General features: G+C 64.4%; 24 protein-coding genes and 2 pseudogenes. 21 read left to right on the top strand and 5 right to left on the bottom strand.

The window, feature by feature from the left end; all coding sequences use genetic code 11:
* Positions 1–93 precede the first annotated feature (93 nt).
* The gene (locus ABD108_RS05700) at positions 94–732 is read left to right on the top strand and encodes a hypothetical protein (RefSeq protein ID WP_231706762.1); all 639 of its coding nucleotides are present in this window, start codon (positions 94–96) and stop codon (positions 730–732) included.
* A 59-nt stretch (positions 733–791) separates the two neighbouring features.
* Here ABD108_RS05700 and ABD108_RS05695 read toward each other — a convergent pair.
* A pseudogene (locus ABD108_RS05695) lies at positions 792–908 on the bottom strand (helix-turn-helix domain-containing protein); the annotation flags it as partial.
* A gap of 157 nt (positions 909–1065) precedes the next feature.
* Between ABD108_RS05695 and ABD108_RS05690 the strand changes: the two are divergent.
* Positions 1066–2348 (top strand): annotated as a pseudogene (locus tag ABD108_RS05690) (IS3 family transposase).
* Between the two features lie 74 nt (positions 2349–2422).
* On the opposite strand, the gene ABD108_RS05685 reads toward ABD108_RS05690, so the two are convergent.
* Positions 2423–2674: a hypothetical protein gene (locus tag ABD108_RS05685; RefSeq protein WP_146489211.1), complete on the bottom strand. Its 252-nt coding sequence runs from the start codon at positions 2672–2674 to the stop codon at positions 2423–2425.
* A gap of 181 nt (positions 2675–2855) precedes the next feature.
* Here ABD108_RS05685 and ABD108_RS05680 point away from each other — a divergent pair, with 181 nt between their 5' ends.
* The 3 genes from ABD108_RS05680 to ABD108_RS05670 all read left to right on the top strand — a co-directional run bounded on the left by ABD108_RS05680 (position 2856) and on the right by ABD108_RS05670 (position 5058).
* A complete protein-coding gene (locus ABD108_RS05680) occupies positions 2856–3161 on the top strand; it encodes a hypothetical protein (protein WP_343929760.1) in 306 nt (101 codons plus the stop codon).
* A 191-nt stretch (positions 3162–3352) separates the two neighbouring features.
* The gene (locus tag ABD108_RS05675) at positions 3353–4066 is read left to right on the top strand and encodes a tyrosine-type recombinase/integrase (RefSeq protein WP_231706759.1); all 714 of its coding nucleotides are present in this window, start codon (positions 3353–3355) and stop codon (positions 4064–4066) included.
* The gene (locus ABD108_RS05670; protein ID WP_343929759.1) at positions 4063–5058 is read left to right on the top strand and encodes a recombinase; all 996 of its coding nucleotides are present in this window, start codon (positions 4063–4065) and stop codon (positions 5056–5058) included. Before ABD108_RS05675 ends, ABD108_RS05670 begins: the two co-directional genes overlap by 4 nt.
* 287 nt (positions 5059–5345) lie before the next feature.
* On the opposite strand, the gene ABD108_RS05665 is transcribed toward ABD108_RS05670, so the two are convergent.
* Positions 5346–5648, bottom strand: a complete 303-nt coding sequence (locus tag ABD108_RS05665) for an Rrf2 family transcriptional regulator (protein WP_114514750.1) — start codon at positions 5646–5648, stop codon at positions 5346–5348.
* A gap of 91 nt (positions 5649–5739) precedes the next feature.
* Here ABD108_RS05665 and ABD108_RS05660 point away from each other — a divergent pair, with 91 nt between their 5' ends.
* The 9 genes from ABD108_RS05660 (at position 5740) to ABD108_RS05620 (ending at position 9007) form a co-directional block, all read left to right on the top strand.
* The gene (locus ABD108_RS05660) at positions 5740–5931 is read left to right on the top strand and encodes a hypothetical protein (RefSeq protein ID WP_114514749.1); all 192 of its coding nucleotides are present in this window, start codon (positions 5740–5742) and stop codon (positions 5929–5931) included.
* 15 nt (positions 5932–5946) lie between these two features.
* Positions 5947–6141, top strand: coding sequence for a hypothetical protein (locus ABD108_RS05655; protein ID WP_114514748.1), 195 nt, complete (start codon positions 5947–5949; stop codon positions 6139–6141).
* Between the two features lie 32 nt (positions 6142–6173).
* Positions 6174–6413, top strand: coding sequence for a hypothetical protein (locus ABD108_RS05650; protein WP_343929758.1), 240 nt, complete (start codon positions 6174–6176; stop codon positions 6411–6413).
* Between the two features lie 17 nt (positions 6414–6430).
* Positions 6431–6709, top strand: coding sequence for a hypothetical protein (locus ABD108_RS05645; RefSeq protein ID WP_343929757.1), 279 nt, complete (start codon positions 6431–6433; stop codon positions 6707–6709).
* A gap of 40 nt (positions 6710–6749) precedes the next feature.
* The gene (locus tag ABD108_RS05640; RefSeq protein ID WP_343929756.1) at positions 6750–6932 is read left to right on the top strand and encodes a zinc ribbon domain-containing protein; all 183 of its coding nucleotides are present in this window, start codon (positions 6750–6752) and stop codon (positions 6930–6932) included.
* Between the two features lie 19 nt (positions 6933–6951).
* Complete coding sequence (locus ABD108_RS05635; protein WP_343929755.1) at positions 6952–7377, top strand: hypothetical protein; 426 nt, start codon at positions 6952–6954, stop codon at positions 7375–7377.
* Between the two features lie 79 nt (positions 7378–7456).
* Positions 7457–8056 carry a hypothetical protein gene (locus ABD108_RS05630; RefSeq protein WP_343929754.1) on the top strand — a complete coding sequence of 200 codons (600 nt, stop codon included), beginning with the start codon at positions 7457–7459 and terminating at the stop codon, positions 8054–8056.
* A 15-nt stretch (positions 8057–8071) separates the two neighbouring features.
* Positions 8072–8275 carry a hypothetical protein gene (locus tag ABD108_RS05625; protein WP_343929753.1) on the top strand — a complete coding sequence of 68 codons (204 nt, stop codon included), beginning with the start codon at positions 8072–8074 and terminating at the stop codon, positions 8273–8275.
* Between the two features lie 81 nt (positions 8276–8356).
* A complete protein-coding gene (locus ABD108_RS05620; protein WP_343929752.1) occupies positions 8357–9007 on the top strand; it encodes a hypothetical protein in 651 nt (216 codons plus the stop codon).
* Positions 9008–9082: 75 nt separating this feature from the next.
* Here the strand turns inward: ABD108_RS05620 and ABD108_RS05615 are convergent, their stop codons facing one another.
* Both ABD108_RS05615 and ABD108_RS05610 read right to left on the bottom strand, forming a co-directional pair.
* On the bottom strand, positions 9083–9670 hold the full coding sequence (locus tag ABD108_RS05615; RefSeq protein ID WP_343929751.1) for a DUF6036 family nucleotidyltransferase: 588 nt from the start codon (positions 9668–9670) through the stop codon (positions 9083–9085).
* Complete coding sequence (locus ABD108_RS05610; RefSeq protein WP_343929750.1) at positions 9667–10011, bottom strand: hypothetical protein; 345 nt, start codon at positions 10009–10011, stop codon at positions 9667–9669. Before ABD108_RS05610 ends, ABD108_RS05615 begins: the two co-directional genes overlap by 4 nt.
* 203 nt (positions 10012–10214) lie before the next feature.
* Here ABD108_RS05610 and ABD108_RS05605 point away from each other — a divergent pair, with 203 nt between their 5' ends.
* The 7 genes from ABD108_RS05605 (at position 10215) to mihF (ending at position 15090) form a co-directional block, all read left to right on the top strand.
* Complete coding sequence (locus ABD108_RS05605) at positions 10215–11030, top strand: CPBP family intramembrane glutamic endopeptidase (protein WP_343929749.1); 816 nt, start codon at positions 10215–10217, stop codon at positions 11028–11030.
* Positions 11031–11104: 74 nt separating this feature from the next.
* Positions 11105–11332, top strand: a complete 228-nt coding sequence (locus tag ABD108_RS05600) for a hypothetical protein (protein WP_343929748.1) — start codon at positions 11105–11107, stop codon at positions 11330–11332.
* Between the two features lie 448 nt (positions 11333–11780).
* Positions 11781–12308, top strand: a complete 528-nt coding sequence (locus ABD108_RS05595) for a hypothetical protein (protein WP_343929747.1) — start codon at positions 11781–11783, stop codon at positions 12306–12308.
* Between the two features lie 233 nt (positions 12309–12541).
* Positions 12542–13705 carry a hypothetical protein gene (locus tag ABD108_RS05590; protein ID WP_343929746.1) on the top strand — a complete coding sequence of 388 codons (1164 nt, stop codon included), beginning with the start codon at positions 12542–12544 and terminating at the stop codon, positions 13703–13705.
* A gap of 4 nt (positions 13706–13709) precedes the next feature.
* Positions 13710–14279: a hypothetical protein gene (locus ABD108_RS05585; protein ID WP_343929745.1), complete on the top strand. Its 570-nt coding sequence runs from the start codon at positions 13710–13712 to the stop codon at positions 14277–14279.
* A 2-nt stretch (positions 14280–14281) separates the two neighbouring features.
* Positions 14282–14680 (top strand): hypothetical protein, encoded by a 399-nt coding sequence (locus ABD108_RS05580; RefSeq protein ID WP_343929744.1) that lies wholly within the window; start codon positions 14282–14284, stop codon positions 14678–14680.
* Between the two features lie 98 nt (positions 14681–14778).
* Positions 14779–15090 carry an integration host factor, actinobacterial type gene (gene mihF / locus ABD108_RS05575; RefSeq protein WP_343929743.1) on the top strand — a complete coding sequence of 104 codons (312 nt, stop codon included), beginning with the start codon at positions 14779–14781 and terminating at the stop codon, positions 15088–15090.
* Positions 15091–15144 lie beyond the last annotated feature (54 nt).

The following is a 15144-nucleotide window of genomic DNA, read 5'->3' as shown; positions in this document are numbered from 1 at the left end:
TTCTTCTAGCTCTTGCCGTGCGAGAGCAGCTTCGCCAGTAGCCCGGCAGATGCAGAGGTGATACCCCTTGGAAAGCTATCCGAAAGATAAATTATGAACAAGGCACCCAATGGAGACAAATTCGAGAGCAATCGATCTAATACTGGTGAATTCGACCATGACATCCTTCTCAAAGTGTCTTCTCGAGCATCGCGATTTGAGCGAGAGGAGTTTCCATCTATAAGATGGTTTTCCGCTTCCTTAATTCGCGAAAAGTTTGATTATAGAACTTTTAACACGCTAGACGCGATAACGCTGATTGAGTGCGAACTGGCCATCATTTCCTTTCGGCGCGGACCTAATGAAAGCCTTCTTGAAGCTGCAGCAAATGACAGAAAGTTATCCACCATCGCAAGCGAGTTAATAGAAACGAGGAACTCTAGGCCGATGTCGCGACTTCATTCTGAAGCCGACATTCTAATAGTTGTCGATAACATGGATTCATCCTCTTCGCAGGGAATCTACGAGACAGAGCTCCTGCGTGAAGTGGCTGATTATTTTAGCATCGTCCCTGGTGCCTCCATTCTTGCGGTTTGCGTACCGATGGACTACGAAATTGGGTTGAATTACTCGTTTAAGGCACTGCTTGACAAACGACGAGTAGAAGATCTTCTCGCAAGCCTTGGCATGCAGCGCCTGAAACGGATTGATGCCTGGTATATTCGCACCGAGGCCCTGCGTAGGAACCCTTGAATCAGTCGGCTACGGCAAGTGCATCCCCGGCGGTCCGTACGCCGACCGTGGCGACCCATCCGGTGCGCTTGGAACGGTCGATAGGTTCCGTCTGGCGCGTGATTGCGCCGCAGCTCTCTGCTGATGGTCGACGCGGACCTGTTCAGCTGGTTCGCGATCTCCCGCAACGTGTGACCGCGACGACGAGACGAAGGTCCGCGATGGCTGTCGGGACTGCTGCACCGATAAGGGCCAGCGCAACGTCCTCGACCGGCAGCGATGGAGCACCCGCGAGAGGTAAACCGTTCTGACTTCTCTGCCGCTCCTTTGTGAGTGATTGAGAGGATGGCTTCTATGCCACGCAAGGTTGACCCAAGAACTTCGGAGTCGGGCTGTTCGCCTGGTGACCGAGCACCGCAGTGAGTACTCTTCGGCGACCGCGGTGCGGGTGCAGGTCGCAGAATCGTTGGGGGTCTCGCCGGAGTCGGTTCGTCGGTGGGTTTCCCAGCATGAGATCGGCCGCGCCGTCGGGGTCAGCACCGCCGAACGTGAGGAGATGCGCCGGTTGCGGGCGGAGAACCGTCGCCTTCGGGAGGTCAACGACGTGCTCAAGTCTGCGGCGATTTTCTTCGCGGGGGAACTCGACCCCCGAAACCGCTGATCGTGGCGTTCATCTACCAGATGCGGGCATCTGGTCACGCCGTCGAGTCGATCCACCAGGCCCTGCACGTAGCAGGCTTGCAGGTCGCGGCGCGAACACTACGAGCCTGGTGCGCGCGCAGCCAGGAGATTTCCGAGCGGGGCGTCTCGGATGCGATCGTGGAGGACACTATCCGGCAGCTCGCTTTCACAACCACGCCGGAGGGGACTAAACAGCTTGCGCCAGAAGGTCTGTATGGGCGGCGGAAGATGCTCGCTGCCGCCCGCCGCAGGCTCCCTGGTGCTGGGTTCGGTGCGGTAGATCGGGCGATGCGATCCCTGGGCCTGTCCGGGGTGGTCCGTGGGAAGGCGCATCGGACGACGATCCCGGATTCGCGGGCCTTGCGTGCTGCTGACCTGCTTAACCGGGATTTCACCGCGCCGGCGCCGGACCGGGTATGGGTCTCGGACTTTACGTATGTGCGCACCCACACCACCTTCACCTACGTCGCGTTCGTCGTGGACTGCTTCTCGCAGCGGATCGTCGGCTGGAACACTCCACCCGCCGCGATGTCGAGCTCGTCGACGTCCCCGTCCGGATGGCCCTGTGGCAACGCGAGCGAGCCGGGCACAGAGTCGCAAAGAACCAGCTCATCGCCCACTCGGACGCGGGATCGCAGTACACGTCGATCCGCTTCACCGAGCACCTGCACCTCGAAGGAATCCGCCCATCGATCGGCTCTGTCGGCGATGCATATGACAACGCTCTGATGGAGACCGTCAACGGGATCTACAAGACCGAATGCGTCCGCACGGACGTCTTCCACAACGGTCCTTACCGAACCAGTGAGGACGTTGAATTCGCCACCGCCACTTGGGTTCATTGGTACAACACCCGACGGCTGCACGGCAGCCTCGGCATGCTCACCCCAGACGAATACGAAACCGCCCACTACGCTGACCAACAAGACGTGTGCGAGCTACCCGCCCACACGTAAACCACGGCAGGAAAGCCGGGACGGTTCACCCACAGCTACCGACTCGCCCACACCGAAGCAGCAACCTCCACAGGCTAGGCGCGGCGCTCGTCCTTAACCACCGACAGATGCCGGCGCAAGGTCCGGCTATGGTGAGTGACATAAACCACGGTCCACCGCGTCGTCAGATTCGGCAACGGCTCCTCATCCTGCAGCTTCACCCGCACCGATAACTGATCACCAAGCTGATCATCACGCGCGATCACGAACTCGGCATACACCCGCACCGACTCGCGATCCCAACCAGTCGGCGCAACAACGCGCCGCACCCTCGGCCGCCCATCCACACCCAGAACACTAAACCTCGTTCGCCGGTGGGGCCGAACGAAACCGCCCTACCGGGGCCAGATCAACTTGACATAGCCACTCACACTTCCGGCGAGAGATGCGGCGAGGAGGCCCTTGCTGCCGAAGACGACGGCACCGGGTGCGGAACAGGCGCCGTCGCCAGGCGGCGTAGAGGTGGGGGTGCTCGACGGCACCGACGACGTGGGGTTCTTCGTCGGGCTCAAGGATGGGTCCGTAGATCCGGGTGCTGGCCTGGAGACGTTCGGGATGCTGGAGCAGCTCGGGTCCGATCTGTCGTTGGTCTCGTCGATCGCGGAGCTGCATACGCTGGTGGAGGAGCCGCTGCAGGCGTCTTTGGAGAGGCTGCGCGGGTGGCCCGGGGCGACGGCAGTGCAGCGGCAGCTCGAGCGAGGGAACGGCGTCGCTGAGCGCGAAGGTCGGCGTGATCAACTTCGACGGCGTGGTGCAGTCGGCGCAGCACGATGACGACGCGGAGTGATCGGAGCCGCTCCCCCCCCCCTCTGGGCCGATGAGTGCTGTTAGGCCCGCATCGTCTCGACGGTGCTGCCGTGCTGGTCGGCGTAGGCCTGGCCAACACGCCGGCGCCGGCGTGAGAAGTTGGTTGCCCGGTTTGCCCCTCGATCGCGATAATGAGCGGGATCAGAGAGGTTGGCGATATGCAGATCCCCGTGACGGACCTCGGTTCGTGGCCGAACTACTCTGCGTGCGACGCGAATGCCGGTCACGGGCACATCTATCGCCGTCCGGACGGTGTCGTGGTGCGATGCGGTGGGGCGCGGTACTGCGTGGCGTGCACCGCCGACGAGCTCGAGTCGGCGTCGGCGTGGTGCGGTGCGGTGGCAGCCGGCGAGGGCTGGGCTGAGGGGCCCGGGCGGCACCCCACGCCGCGCGCCGAGGATCCCCGACGGTGCCCGGTGTGCGCCGCGGTCCGCTGGGCCGAGGTCGCTTCCGCGAGCGACCGCTACGGCCGCCGCGTCGTCATCCGGCTGCTCACCGAGGCTGCCCCACTCGAGGCTGGCCACGTCGGCACGAACTCCTACCAGCGCGCCGTCCGCTGGGTCGCAGCGCGCCGCCCGTTCTTCCGGTCCACCGCCCGCAACGGCCTACTCTCCGACGCTGCCCTGTCGGAGTCGTCGGTGCACGCGATCGTGCGGCGCCGGGCGCTGCGCGCCGGCATCGATCCCGCAGTGATCGCACGACTCGGCGCGCACAGTCTCCGGACCGGTCACGTCACGCAGACCCTGCGCAACGGCGCCAGCTTCGAGGAGGTCATGGCCCAGACCGGGCACAACACCGTCAGCACGGTCCTGCGCTACCGCCGCGAAAACGCGCCCCTCGTCGCCAATTCCGTCACGAAACTAGGCCTATGACCATCCCCGCCGCAGGCGACCTCGATGCCCGCGATCGCGCCACCTGGACCCTCTGGGCGGACTGGTGCGCGGCCGTCGACGAGCACCCGGTGCCCGCGACCCCCGCCGTGCTGGCCCGGTTCATCGCCGCCAACCCCGCGGCGCCTCGCACGCAGCGCCGCCGGGTCGCGGTCCTCAACGGCGCGCACCGCCGCGCCGGCCACCGCCCGCCCGGCATCGCCGAGGCGGTGCGCGAGGCGATCGACGCCACCCGCGCGGCGCGCCGGCGCCACCTCACCGACCTTGCGGTCGACGTCGCGACCCACCTGCCCGACGGCTGGCCCGCCGCGCTGTTCGCCCGCCGCGACACGCTACTCCTCGTGCTCGCCACAAGCGGGATCCGCCCGACCGCGCTGTCCCGGCTCACCGCCGGCGCGATCTACGTCGACGACGAGACCGACGAGCTCCACATCACCACCACCGCCGACGGCGGCGAAGAGTACACCACCGCGCCTGACCTACCCGCGGCCGGACTCTCGCCAGCCGCCGTGCTCGAGGAGTGGCTGCACCTACGCGCACTACAGCACCACGTCCCAAGCCCGAGCATCACCGCGACCGCCCTACGCGGCGAACCGATCCCCGCAGTGCCGGCCGTCCCCGACGATGCACCGATGTTCACCCCGCTCGACGGATGGGGCGCACCGCCGCTCGACACCACCTCCCACCTCAGCGCGGGCGCGATCGGAGCGCTGCTCCGTGCCCACCTGGCCGGCGGGGCACCCGCTCACCGCCACATCGCTCCCCGACCCACGCCGGCCGGCGAACCCGCGGCGACGGAGTACCCCGCGCCGGCGCCGCTCGATCCCAGAAGCTGGGACCGCGGCCTCGCAGCGCGCCGCACCGCACAAGGAGCTCTCGCCGACGTCGATGACGTGCTCGACGAGGTCGATGCCCGAGCGAGCAAGCTCCTCGAGGTGCTCCTCCAGCTGCTCGACGACGCAACCGCACCCTGACGGGAACCAAACGCCGAGCTGGCGCGTCCAATTCATGTGACCGATGAACTGTACGAACGTGCCCTCGACGCCCTTCTCGCCGCAGAAGCTGGCCGATTCGCACCCGAAGTCGCGGAGAGACCAGACCTCGACGCCTGGATCATCGCCGCGATCCGCGCATCCACGCCCCCGTTGAGCCAGACACCCTGAACCGCTAAAGAACTCACTGATCTGGCAGGTGCGGGAGTCTGGATTCATTGTCTGCACTTCGATTCCATCAAGAGATGCACTTTCCAGACACCAGACCCCTACGTATTGGCGTCGGCGATGAGGGCGTTGACCCGGGCGGTGATGCTCTCAAGTGCCTTAGCGATCTCGCGCAGCTCGTCTTGAGCGCCGGCCGCCGGCACGGGGGCGTCGGTCCGCCAGTACCCGCCCTTGGGGCCGCGCTCGCTTCGGACGAGACCCTGTTCGATGAGGCGTTTCATCACCGCAATCGCTCCGCCGGTGGACAGGCCAGTGGCCTCGCAGATGCTATCGACCGAGCCCACCCTCTGCCCAGGCGAGGTCTGGGAAAGGATCTGTCGCACAATCAATTCCCCTTCGTCCATCCGTGCCACGATGCACCACCAGCCTATTGCTACAAATGATTGTCAATGATTCGAGAATAGGCTACCATGGAGGCATACCGAAGGAGAGACGATGGCTGACGACGAACAGGCCGAGCGCCGGCGTCCACGGGGCGCTGCAAAGCTCGCGGATCTGACCTTGATCGTGCGGGTCCCCGGCCGTCCGGCCGACGTCCGTGTATTCACCGACGCTGAGGGCCCCGACGCCGAGCGCTACGCCGCGGAGCACGGGGCCACCGTCGAACCGCTCGGCACTGTTCAGTAACCGAAGGAGACCACGATGAGCGACGAGCACGACACCACCTACGGCGGCTGCTGCGAGCACCACGATTCGACGGCTGCGGAGCCGCGTCGAGAGGGGCGAGTGGCGCGGATTCAGACGCCGCCGTCCCGACGCTGGGAGCCGAAGATGCCGGACATGACGAAGCTGCTGGGCGAGACGGTGGCCGAGTACCGAGATCATCCCCCGGCCTAGTCCACGAATCGAACCGATCAGGAGCAACGAAGATGACGAAGAACATCTCCGACCCCGTGCAGGCGATCCTCGCGGAGGAGCTGGCCGGACAGACCGAGAACTGGTCCGACCTCGCGGCGAGCATCACGACGATCCTTCGCGCCCGATTCGAGATCACCGAGCACACCTACTCGATCGTCGTTGAAGAAGCGGGGACCACGGCGCCGTCGCCGGAGACGGCGCGCGCGGTGGATGATTTCGTTCGGCGAGCACGACGAGATCCAGTCCGGTAACCGAACGGAAGACGCAGATGATCAAGCAGGTGCAGGTGCTGGCGGTGAGACGCCATGCAGAGGCCGCGATTTGGGAGCGGGGTTGCCCGCCTGCCGAAGGCATCCTGAGCGTCACCCGAGACGAGGCGACGAGCCCGAGGACTGTGGTCCTGCACGTCAGCTCGGGGCACAACGCCATTGTTTCCCGGAGAGCACTTGAGCGGCACGGGTACACCGTCGAGGACACCGGCTACGACTCGTTCGCACCCGGCAACCTCGGAGTGAAGCTCCGAGTCGGACCGACCGCAGTCAAGTAGCCCGTCCAGTTCCACAGTCCAGCAATCGAAGGAGATCGACGTGGAGTTCGCTGAGGAGACGTGGTACCGCATCGTGTGCGACCGATGCGGTACGAGAGGACCCGCGGGCCTCACCGAGGGCGAGGCTCAGGAGATCGCGTTCAACCTCGACGACGGATGGATCGCGCCGCCGGATGCGGTCGAGGTTCTGTGCCCCGCCTGCCAGCTCGACGCGGCAGTCTGAATATCGAAGGAGAAGTGTGATGGCGGAGTACGGATCTTGGGAGCACCATCCCGGCGGTGGCAAGTCGACCTGGATGCGCACTGAAGCAGAGCGCGTCACCGGGAAGGATACGACGAGGCCCCGGACGCTGGCCGAGCTGCTGGCGGCAGCGCCTTCGGACGAGGACCGTGCCCGCCGCGCCGCCGGCCTTACCGAACGCGTCGAGCTGGTGCGGGCCGAGGGCTGGGATCCGTTCCGCTGGACATGGTCGAACGGCGAGGTCGCCGGCGTCGCCCTGGTCCTCGAGAACGGTGCGCTCGTCGACGAGGTCTCGGGCAGCGAGGTCGCCGCGCTCGACACCTGGGCTGCGGACCTCTGGGGCGTCGACGGCGGCGCCGCAGACGCCGAAGCCGGGCACCCACGCACCCGCGAATGGTTCGCAACCCTCCGCACCACGTCCGGATAACCAAGGGAGGTCTGCAATGGGAGATGAGAGCGGCCCCATCGAACCCGATAGTCGTGATCGTGCACGACTGCTTCGGACGGTGGCACACCAGTTCCGCCAGGTGGACACCGCACGGATGACCGGTGCACAGGGGTACCAGCTGGTCGAGGCGCTCAAATCTGCGGCAGATGGCGCCCCTGTGGCGGTTCGTCCCGAGAATGTGCACGAGCTCCCGTTACGCCCTGGCCCGGATTCGAGTTGGAGGCGCGCGAACCTTGCGCTGGATGCGGCTGCGGACCGTGCGGAACGGGCCGCCGACGAAATGGACAGGCGGCTAGACGAGGCAGGCGTACCCCCCGGATCGTCTGACCTGCTCACACTGGACGAGCTGCTCGCGGTGGCTGGCGAGTCGAGCGCGGACCGAGTCGCCGGTGCTTCGCCGGGCGACGAGGTCGACCAGCTCGGAGCTTTCCGCGAGACGATTGCGTTCGCGGAAAAGCGAGGCATGCTCGACGAACCCGATAGCGATCTTGGCCTCTCCCACCTCCGCGGCATGTTGGCCACGGTCGAAGCCGAGCCGGCCGCGTTCTCGCCGGCGAAGCTGGGCCGGTGGCTCGGCTGGGTGCAAGCGGCCGTGGTCGCTGCGGGAGTCGGCACGCTCGACGACATGAAGGCGATCAGCAACCGACACAAGAGGTAATCGAAGGGAGTCAGCATGGCCGTCGCAGTCGGAGGCCTCATCCAAGACCGATGGTGGGAGCGTCCGATCGAGACCGAGAGGGACCTGATCGGCTTGCCGGTCGATGTGCATGCGCGGGACGCGTACGGTGTCGAGTGCCGGACAGTGGGCCGCGGCGTCTGGGTTCGTCTCGACACCGACGAAGATCATGTGCTGGCGCTCCCGGCCGTGTTCATCTGAGTCCGGATTCACTGCCTAGAAACCGAAGCGCTTTGAAAGGACCACCACGAGATGACAGGGATTTTCCATAGCATGCGGGATGTGCTGGTAGCTGAGATCACGCAGCGCAGCACCTTCAAGATCGGAGATCGGCTTCCCGGACTGATCGAGTTGAGCGAACGATTCGGCCGGTACCCACGGACACCGACTACGAACGCGCGGCGTGCCTACGGAGAGGTGGAGGACCTTGGTTTGGTCGACCGCCACCCTGACGGCACCGTCACCGTTCGGGCCTCCACTCTTGGCCCTATCGACGAGGGAGATCTCGTTGGCCGGCGCCTCGACGCTATCGAGCGATCGTTACTAGATGCGCTATCGGAGGTGCGATCGCTGCGTACTCGCGTGACCGCAAACAGCTCGGTCCGACCGAAGCTCGGTGAGTGGTGGGACGTTCGCAGTCACGCGAGCGGCGACGTTTTCCACGCGGTCTACGTCCGCGACCGGAAGATGGCCGGCGAGTTCCTGTGGCTGGTGGCCGTGGACAACACGCTGATCTTCCGCCCGCTCTCGCACTTCGACGTTGTTCGGCGGCGCGATGAGTCCCCCGACTGGCCGGGAGAAGGCGCTGCGGGCGGGCCGAGCGGCGGCGACGGAGGTGAGGGTGTGTCGCGAGACCTCAACCGTGGCGAGGTCGGCGAGGAGGAGTGGGCTGCCTTCACGGAGTCGCACCAATTTGATGAAGACGAGCAGTAGCCCTGGATCCAGTTCGTAATCGTGACGCATACGGGGGATCCGGGACGCATCAGCGTCCGGCGTGCATCGATGCGGCTAAAAGCCGAGAATGGTCGCTGCGGCTCGCTCGATCGCGATCGTGACATCGAATTCGTAGTCGGGTGGCCACTCGATCGCCCCGGTGATGCGCTCGTGGATCACGCTGACCTCCACCACGCCGGCGGTGACGAGGGCTTCGATGAACTCCCAGTCCTTCTCGCGTCCAGCGAGCGCTTTCGACACACACAGATCGTGGGGCTCGAGGCAAAATCCGGACACGCCGTAGTCCTTGCCTGGGATACCGCACTCGAACTTGACGAGACGGTCCTGCCAACCTGCAGGGAAGATCACGGTCTCGCGCTGGATGGCCTCGATGTAGAAGCCGTGTTCGTAGTCGAAACCGGATTCCTCGCCGAGGTAGACATTGACCTTCATGAGCTTGTCCGCGATCTCATCTTGCGTCGCACCCTGCACGAACTGCATCCACAGCGTCACGTCCATCTCGCGGGACAGGACGGCGGTCGCGGGCAGCTCGTCGTGAGGGTGCGAGCCGAGGATCGCCTGTGAACCTACGACAACGACATACGGTTCACCAGTGAGCTGGCACGCAGCGGCGATGCCGAGCCGGAGTTGGTCCTGATTCACGCAGCAGCCGGCAGCAGCGAGCGGTGCTTCAGCGCACTGGTGACGATCTGCTGGCGAACCTCGGACGGGATCAGCGTGCCGAGCGGGGAGAGCGTGCGCAGACCACCACCGAATTCAGTGTCGGCCGTCACCTGCTCGGTGAGCAGATCGACGTCGCCGCCGGAAAGCAGGTCCATCCACTGCCGGTAGCACCGGTCGTAGAACTCGCCCTGGACGCCGGCGTAGTTGTTCTCAAGCCGGTCGCGCAGTCGCGGATCCGACAGGCGAGAAGGCTCACGGCGGAGAATCTCGGCAGCGGTCATCGCCATCATCATCTGCCGCACATACCGATCGCCCTGCATTCTCCACCTCCTTCTGCCTGGTAGACACCCTCGCGGATGCCAGCGCACCGAATTGATCGGTACCCCTGTGCCCCCAAGGGTACCGATACCTGAACCAGCAGGTCAACTGGGCAATCGGCCCCTGCAGGGAATACATCACCGCACCTTCACCGCCTTTCCGTGAGGGTCGGTGCTCGTCAGTGCCTCGTGATGGGGTGTAGCTCATGGACGATGAGCACTCGGAAGTGAAGTCACCCCGCGATGGCGTGGATGCACGAGTGCCGCGCGGCCGCTTCTCAAGCACCAGCGTGGACTACCGGATCTGGATGGTCGCAGTAGTCACCGCCACGATGGCGTATTCGCTGCTGACCGCGCCGCAGGACAAGTTCAGGCCCGGTACTCCGTCGCTTCCCGCTGTAGTCGGGTTCGTGGTGCTGGCGGTGATCTTTGGCGTGCTCTTGCTTGCCATCGCGTGGACCTTCGACGTCTCGATGAGCCAGGTCCTGCGGTGGCTGGGGTTCTGCCGCCCACGAGGAGTCCGCAACTGGTGGCAGCTCGTCCTCGTATTGCTCGGTGCGATCGCGATCGGCGTGGTGATCCGCAAGGAGATCGTGCCGCTCATCGGGGATCTATGGCCAGGGTTGAAGGTGCAGACGCCGGCGCAGCTCGCGGCGGATGCTGAGCGTGACGTGATGATGGGAGCGCCGTCGTGGATGGTGTGGGCCCACGCAGCCGGCGAGGAGGTCGTGTTCCGCTGCGTCGTCGTCGCGGCAACCGTCTGGGCTTTCGGTGATGGCCCGCTTCGTTGGCGGGAGGTGCAGGCGAAACGCCTCGCGGGTCTGGTCGCCGTTGTGCTCGCGAGCTCGGTAGCGTTTGCCTTCGCCCACGCCGAGTTCAGCTGGTACAACGCCGCTGCCGCTGGGGCGATGGGACTTGTCTGCGCGGTTCTCGCCGTCGTGATGCGATCGGTGTGGCCGAGCGTCGTGGTCCACGCCGCGTACAACACGCCGGCGATAGCCATGCTGTCGCGGCTCTGGTAGTGGGTCGGGCGCTCTGTATCGGACTGCACCCGAATTCCGGTAGCGTTTGCCCCACGGAGACGAAAGGGCTGATCGTGCTGCTTGAGCCGCGCTGGGCACCTGTCGCTCGCGGATTCCTCGCGATCGGGATCATGGTGTCGATGATGGTGATGCTTTCGTTCATACTGACGGAAGGCCGTGGCGTCGCGTACATTGCGACCGCGTTTGGACTCTTCTTCGTGGCGTTCATCCCGGCGTTGGAGTGGGGTATCGATCGCTGCCTCCTCCGCAACGATCCCGAACCTGAACGGGGACACGTATGAGCAACCGAGCGTGGGCGATTACGTACTACGCAACCGCACTTATCCTGATGATCACAGGGTTCCTGGTGGTGGTTGTCGTCCGATAGGCGACCGACACAAGTCGAGCGGAGAGCCGATGAACATGGCGCAGTGCACGGTGGAGGACGCCCCTGACGCCGATCCGAAGTCGTGGCTCGCAAGCCGCGTGGATGCAGGCGCGCTGCAAGCACTCCGGCGGGAGATCGGAAGGTGCACTGCGGTGTCCTCTAGCACCCTTCGAAGAGAAGAGGACTACACAGCTGCCGTGGCTGGCCGACTCGACCTCTTGGGATCTTGGAAGCTTCCAAGAGTCCGGAATTCTCGACACCCAGATTGTTTCGTCCGATTCAGCGCGAGAATCACCGATAAATACAACCAAGGCGGCCGCCCCTCGGAGGAGTCGCAAATAGGGGCAGATGTCGGAGTCGTATTGACGGTCGCGACGGACGAATTGTCCGTTGAATTGGGACACCTCGCGCAGGCGAAGATTCTGAACAGACGGGACTACGAAAGCTTCACTTTCTCCAACGAGAGGGGGAAGTCTCAATTGGACCGCCTACAGAAGGCCGACCCTACGAGCGCCTACTGGCTGGCAAACCACGTTCCGCACACAGACACTTCCCCTAGATCCTGGCGGTATCGGTACTCGGTAGTTCCGAGCAATTTCGTGCGGGCTGCGATGCCGGCGGCGGCGCAGTCCGTTACCCTTCACACCTCGAAACTGGCGCTGCAGGCACGTTCGTTCCCGGATTACCTGCTGGGCGATGTAGTCGGGATGCGCGTGGGGTCTCCCCTGACTGTGCCTGTCGCGAGCGGCGGGATCGACATGAGCCAGGCGGGCCTGATCTTGTGGGTAGTCGCAGGCTCGGCCTCGCGGGCCGAGGAGATTGCCCTGCCCGCAGTGCTCGCAGATACGACGAGGCTCGACTTCCCGGAAGCGCTCGATGATGCCGATTGAGCGTGCTGCCCTTCCGTATCAGGCGGTTCGCCGAACTCTGCCCGAAATAGATGCCGCCCGGCCGCATCTGCGTTGAGAGATTGCCCCTTGCGCGCCGTGGTCTGCGCGGCAACTGGTGCTCCAACCTGGGAGGTTGGGGATGCATACTCGTACCGTGTTCACCATCGCGCACCATCACCTGTCACGGCCCGCGGCGTCGACCGCAACTCGTGGGGCGATCCAGCGGAGATGCCATGGATGAAGCGACGCGCCTCTTCGTGAAGATGACGTTCGCGGCACTAGCCGCGGGTGTCGACGCCTTCGGCCCTGGAGGCCGGCTTGCTACGCCTGCAGTGGCCCCACAGGCCCCCGCGAAACCGGAGGGCGACGGGGAGGGGAAGACTGCAGATGGGCGTGGGACCGCGGCTCAGGCGCAAGTCAACGATCAACGGCGACTGGCGGCTGCGGACGCGCGGGTATTGAAGCTACTCTCGGACGCGAACGTCTCGCGCGAAACAAACCTGAGCAAAATGAAGATCACCTATGCAAGCGCCCTCGAAGACTACAAACTCCTAAAAGACGACGCGGGCTCTCCTGCTGGTGCGGCGGTACTACGGTCCGCGTTAGAGAAGCGTCTTCAAGAGGCGACGACGATCTTACGCGATGCAGATGCCGACGCTCGCCGCCTTGCCCAAGCAATCAAAGACATCAACTATGACCCCGTGACAACCCTCTCGGGTATGGGCTCCGTGCCGTCTGAGTTGCCACCACCTCGCGACCCGGGAGAAGTGATCAAGGGGTTACCCGGGGTGAATCCAGACAAGACAGATTACAGCGGCAACGGCACACTTCCGTCTGACGCCGCTCAAATCTTCTTCTGGCTGAAAGATCACCCTGAAGCCTTGAAGCTTATGAAGCATTACGCGGGGAACACCGGCGAGCCTGTAGTGCTGCCCACCGAACTGGTCGATAAGTGGTCAGGCGAGGAGACTCAGAACTACGGACCCGATGCGTCCGGGGTAACTCCAACGCCGATCGCAGTGCGCATTCGGTCGCAGGTCGATGCGGCAATCCAAGAGGCAAGGGCGAAGGCCCGCGCAACTGGCCAGCCTGTCACGATCTCGAAAACGTCGGGCTACGATCTTGTGGCGGGCGCGGACCCTGACATGGTTCGATCGCTTGGGCGATTCCAAGTATCTACCGCAACAACCGTCCATATGAATCCGGACGGAACCTACAGTCTTACCTATCGCCCAGACATCGCCGACCGCTACGACTACAACGGAACCTTTCCTAACAACTCCGTAGCGAACATAGAATCCAATTTCCTTCACTTCCAAGGCGAGAACGGGCGCGCCAGACCATTCCTAGTAACCGGATCTGGATCAACCAGAGTCCTCAGTGGTCGCGTACAATAGAGGAATGGATACGAATTCTTCCACGAGTGAGCGACGCAGCGGCACTTATGCGCTCTCGGTGTTCTCTATCGCATTGAGCGCGGCGCTGCTGAGCGGCTGCGATCTGGGGCCACAGCTCAACAAGTCAGAATCGTCGGGGGATAGTGATGCTGCAACGATCAAAGTCGTGGAGGACCGCCTGGGCGTGAAGATTCCTAATGAAGGCGCTGTCAAGATCGTCTCTACCTCCCGGTCATCGATTGCGATGACCGCACAGGACGAGGCGTACGCGGTGACGATCGCCGGTGCCGACGGGGCTATCGGTGACTTCGTCGAGCGGGTCAGCAGCGGCTCCAAGCGGGTGTCGGTGGCGAGCAGGTGCTCGCGGGGCCCCTCCCCCAGCCCGGTCGCAGCGGAGATGATCTCCGCCGACCTCGACGCCAGGTCGATCGTGTCGAATCTCGACGCGGAGAACCTCATCGAGCGTTGTTCTCCGATCGACATCCTGTTCCTTCCAGACAGCACCAAGGGGTCTGGCGCATCCATCTACCACCAGGGCGCAAAGGCGATCATCACCGCGCACATCGGAGACTGAGCATGCTTGCTCGAGCGCTGGATCGCATTCGCCGCGCGGAGGAGGACGCCGAAGAGCTGGACGCGGTATTGGAAGCGCTGTCAGCGGAGAAGGCGAGCACTCACCAGATCGCGGATGCGTTGGGCATTGCGGACGGCGAGCTCGGCGCGTTCCTCTCGTCCCGCGCCGTCGTGGTCGACACGCCGGCGGCTCTGCGCGCCGGGGACATCATCGTCGCTACAGAGCACGCAGCGAGCACACTGATCAAGGTTCAGCGGCCGTACCGGCGGCTGATCGGCGAACCTGCCTACAGCGCCGAGATCATCATGCCCGGGAGCCGGCACTGTCAACGAGTCGACGGTGCGGTGCTTGCCCCGTGGTTCCCCGTCAAGGTGCTACGCCCGACGACCGCCCTGCAGTGAGTGTGGCGGCGTATCGGGCAGCCGTGCTGAACTGGTGCCCGAGCGCGGCAAGGCAGCCGCTGGCAACGCGAAGACGACGACAGTTGGAGGTTCATGAGATGGCACTACCCGAGCTGACGGCGGACCAGCGAGCGGCACACCTGCTGAAGGCCGCCGAGACGAGGACAGCGCGCGCGGCGGTACGCGCGGAGCTGAAGGCCGGCGCGGTCTCGGTGGCGGACCTCCTCGAGCGGACCGACGACCCCGTGATCGGGAAGATGAGGGTCAGTTACCTGCTGGAGTCGCTGCCGAGACTGGGCAAGGTGCGAGTGGCCGACATGATGCACCAGCTGCAGATCGCGCCGAGCCGGCGTGTGGGCGGTCTCGGCGAACGACAGCGCTCAGTCCTGCTGGCTCGTCTGCACGAATAGCGACAGACACCGAGTGCGCACACCGCCACACTGCTGGCGAATTCCGCTGCGGGA

Origin of the sequence: Tsukamurella strandjordii (assembly GCF_039525985.1) — a bacterium.
In the GTDB taxonomy this organism is placed as follows: Bacteria; Actinomycetota; Actinomycetes; order Mycobacteriales; family Mycobacteriaceae; genus Tsukamurella; species Tsukamurella strandjordii.
This window is presented reverse-complemented; position numbering and strand designations above follow the sequence as displayed.

Coding starts and splice junctions, on each gene's coding strand:
- ABD108_RS05585 (WP_343929745.1), top strand. CDS start 13,710: ATGGATACGAATTCTTCCACGAGTGAGCGACGCAGCGGCACTTATGCG.
- ABD108_RS05590 (WP_343929746.1), top strand. CDS start 12,542: ATGGATGAAGCGACGCGCCTCTTCGTGAAGATGACGTTCGCGGCACTA.
- ABD108_RS05580 (WP_343929744.1), top strand. CDS start 14,282: ATGCTTGCTCGAGCGCTGGATCGCATTCGCCGCGCGGAGGAGGACGCC.
- ABD108_RS05635 (WP_343929755.1), top strand. CDS start 6,952: ATGGCGGAGTACGGATCTTGGGAGCACCATCCCGGCGGTGGCAAGTCG.
- ABD108_RS05650 (WP_343929758.1), top strand. CDS start 6,174: ATGACGAAGAACATCTCCGACCCCGTGCAGGCGATCCTCGCGGAGGAG.
- mihF (WP_343929743.1), top strand. CDS start 14,779: ATGGCACTACCCGAGCTGACGGCGGACCAGCGAGCGGCACACCTGCTG.
- ABD108_RS05655 (WP_114514748.1), top strand. CDS start 5,947: ATGAGCGACGAGCACGACACCACCTACGGCGGCTGCTGCGAGCACCAC.
- ABD108_RS05610 (WP_343929750.1), bottom strand. CDS start 10,011: ATGCAGGGCGATCGGTATGTGCGGCAGATGATGATGGCGATGACCGCT.
- ABD108_RS05665 (WP_114514750.1), bottom strand. CDS start 5,648: ATGGACGAAGGGGAATTGATTGTGCGACAGATCCTTTCCCAGACCTCG.
- ABD108_RS05670 (WP_343929759.1), top strand. CDS start 4,063: ATGACCATCCCCGCCGCAGGCGACCTCGATGCCCGCGATCGCGCCACC.
- ABD108_RS05700 (WP_231706762.1), top strand. CDS start 94: ATGAACAAGGCACCCAATGGAGACAAATTCGAGAGCAATCGATCTAAT.
- ABD108_RS05645 (WP_343929757.1), top strand. CDS start 6,431: ATGATCAAGCAGGTGCAGGTGCTGGCGGTGAGACGCCATGCAGAGGCC.
- ABD108_RS05675 (WP_231706759.1), top strand. CDS start 3,353: ATGCAGATCCCCGTGACGGACCTCGGTTCGTGGCCGAACTACTCTGCG.
- ABD108_RS05605 (WP_343929749.1), top strand. CDS start 10,215: ATGGACGATGAGCACTCGGAAGTGAAGTCACCCCGCGATGGCGTGGAT.
- ABD108_RS05660 (WP_114514749.1), top strand. CDS start 5,740: ATGGCTGACGACGAACAGGCCGAGCGCCGGCGTCCACGGGGCGCTGCA.
- ABD108_RS05625 (WP_343929753.1), top strand. CDS start 8,072: ATGGCCGTCGCAGTCGGAGGCCTCATCCAAGACCGATGGTGGGAGCGT.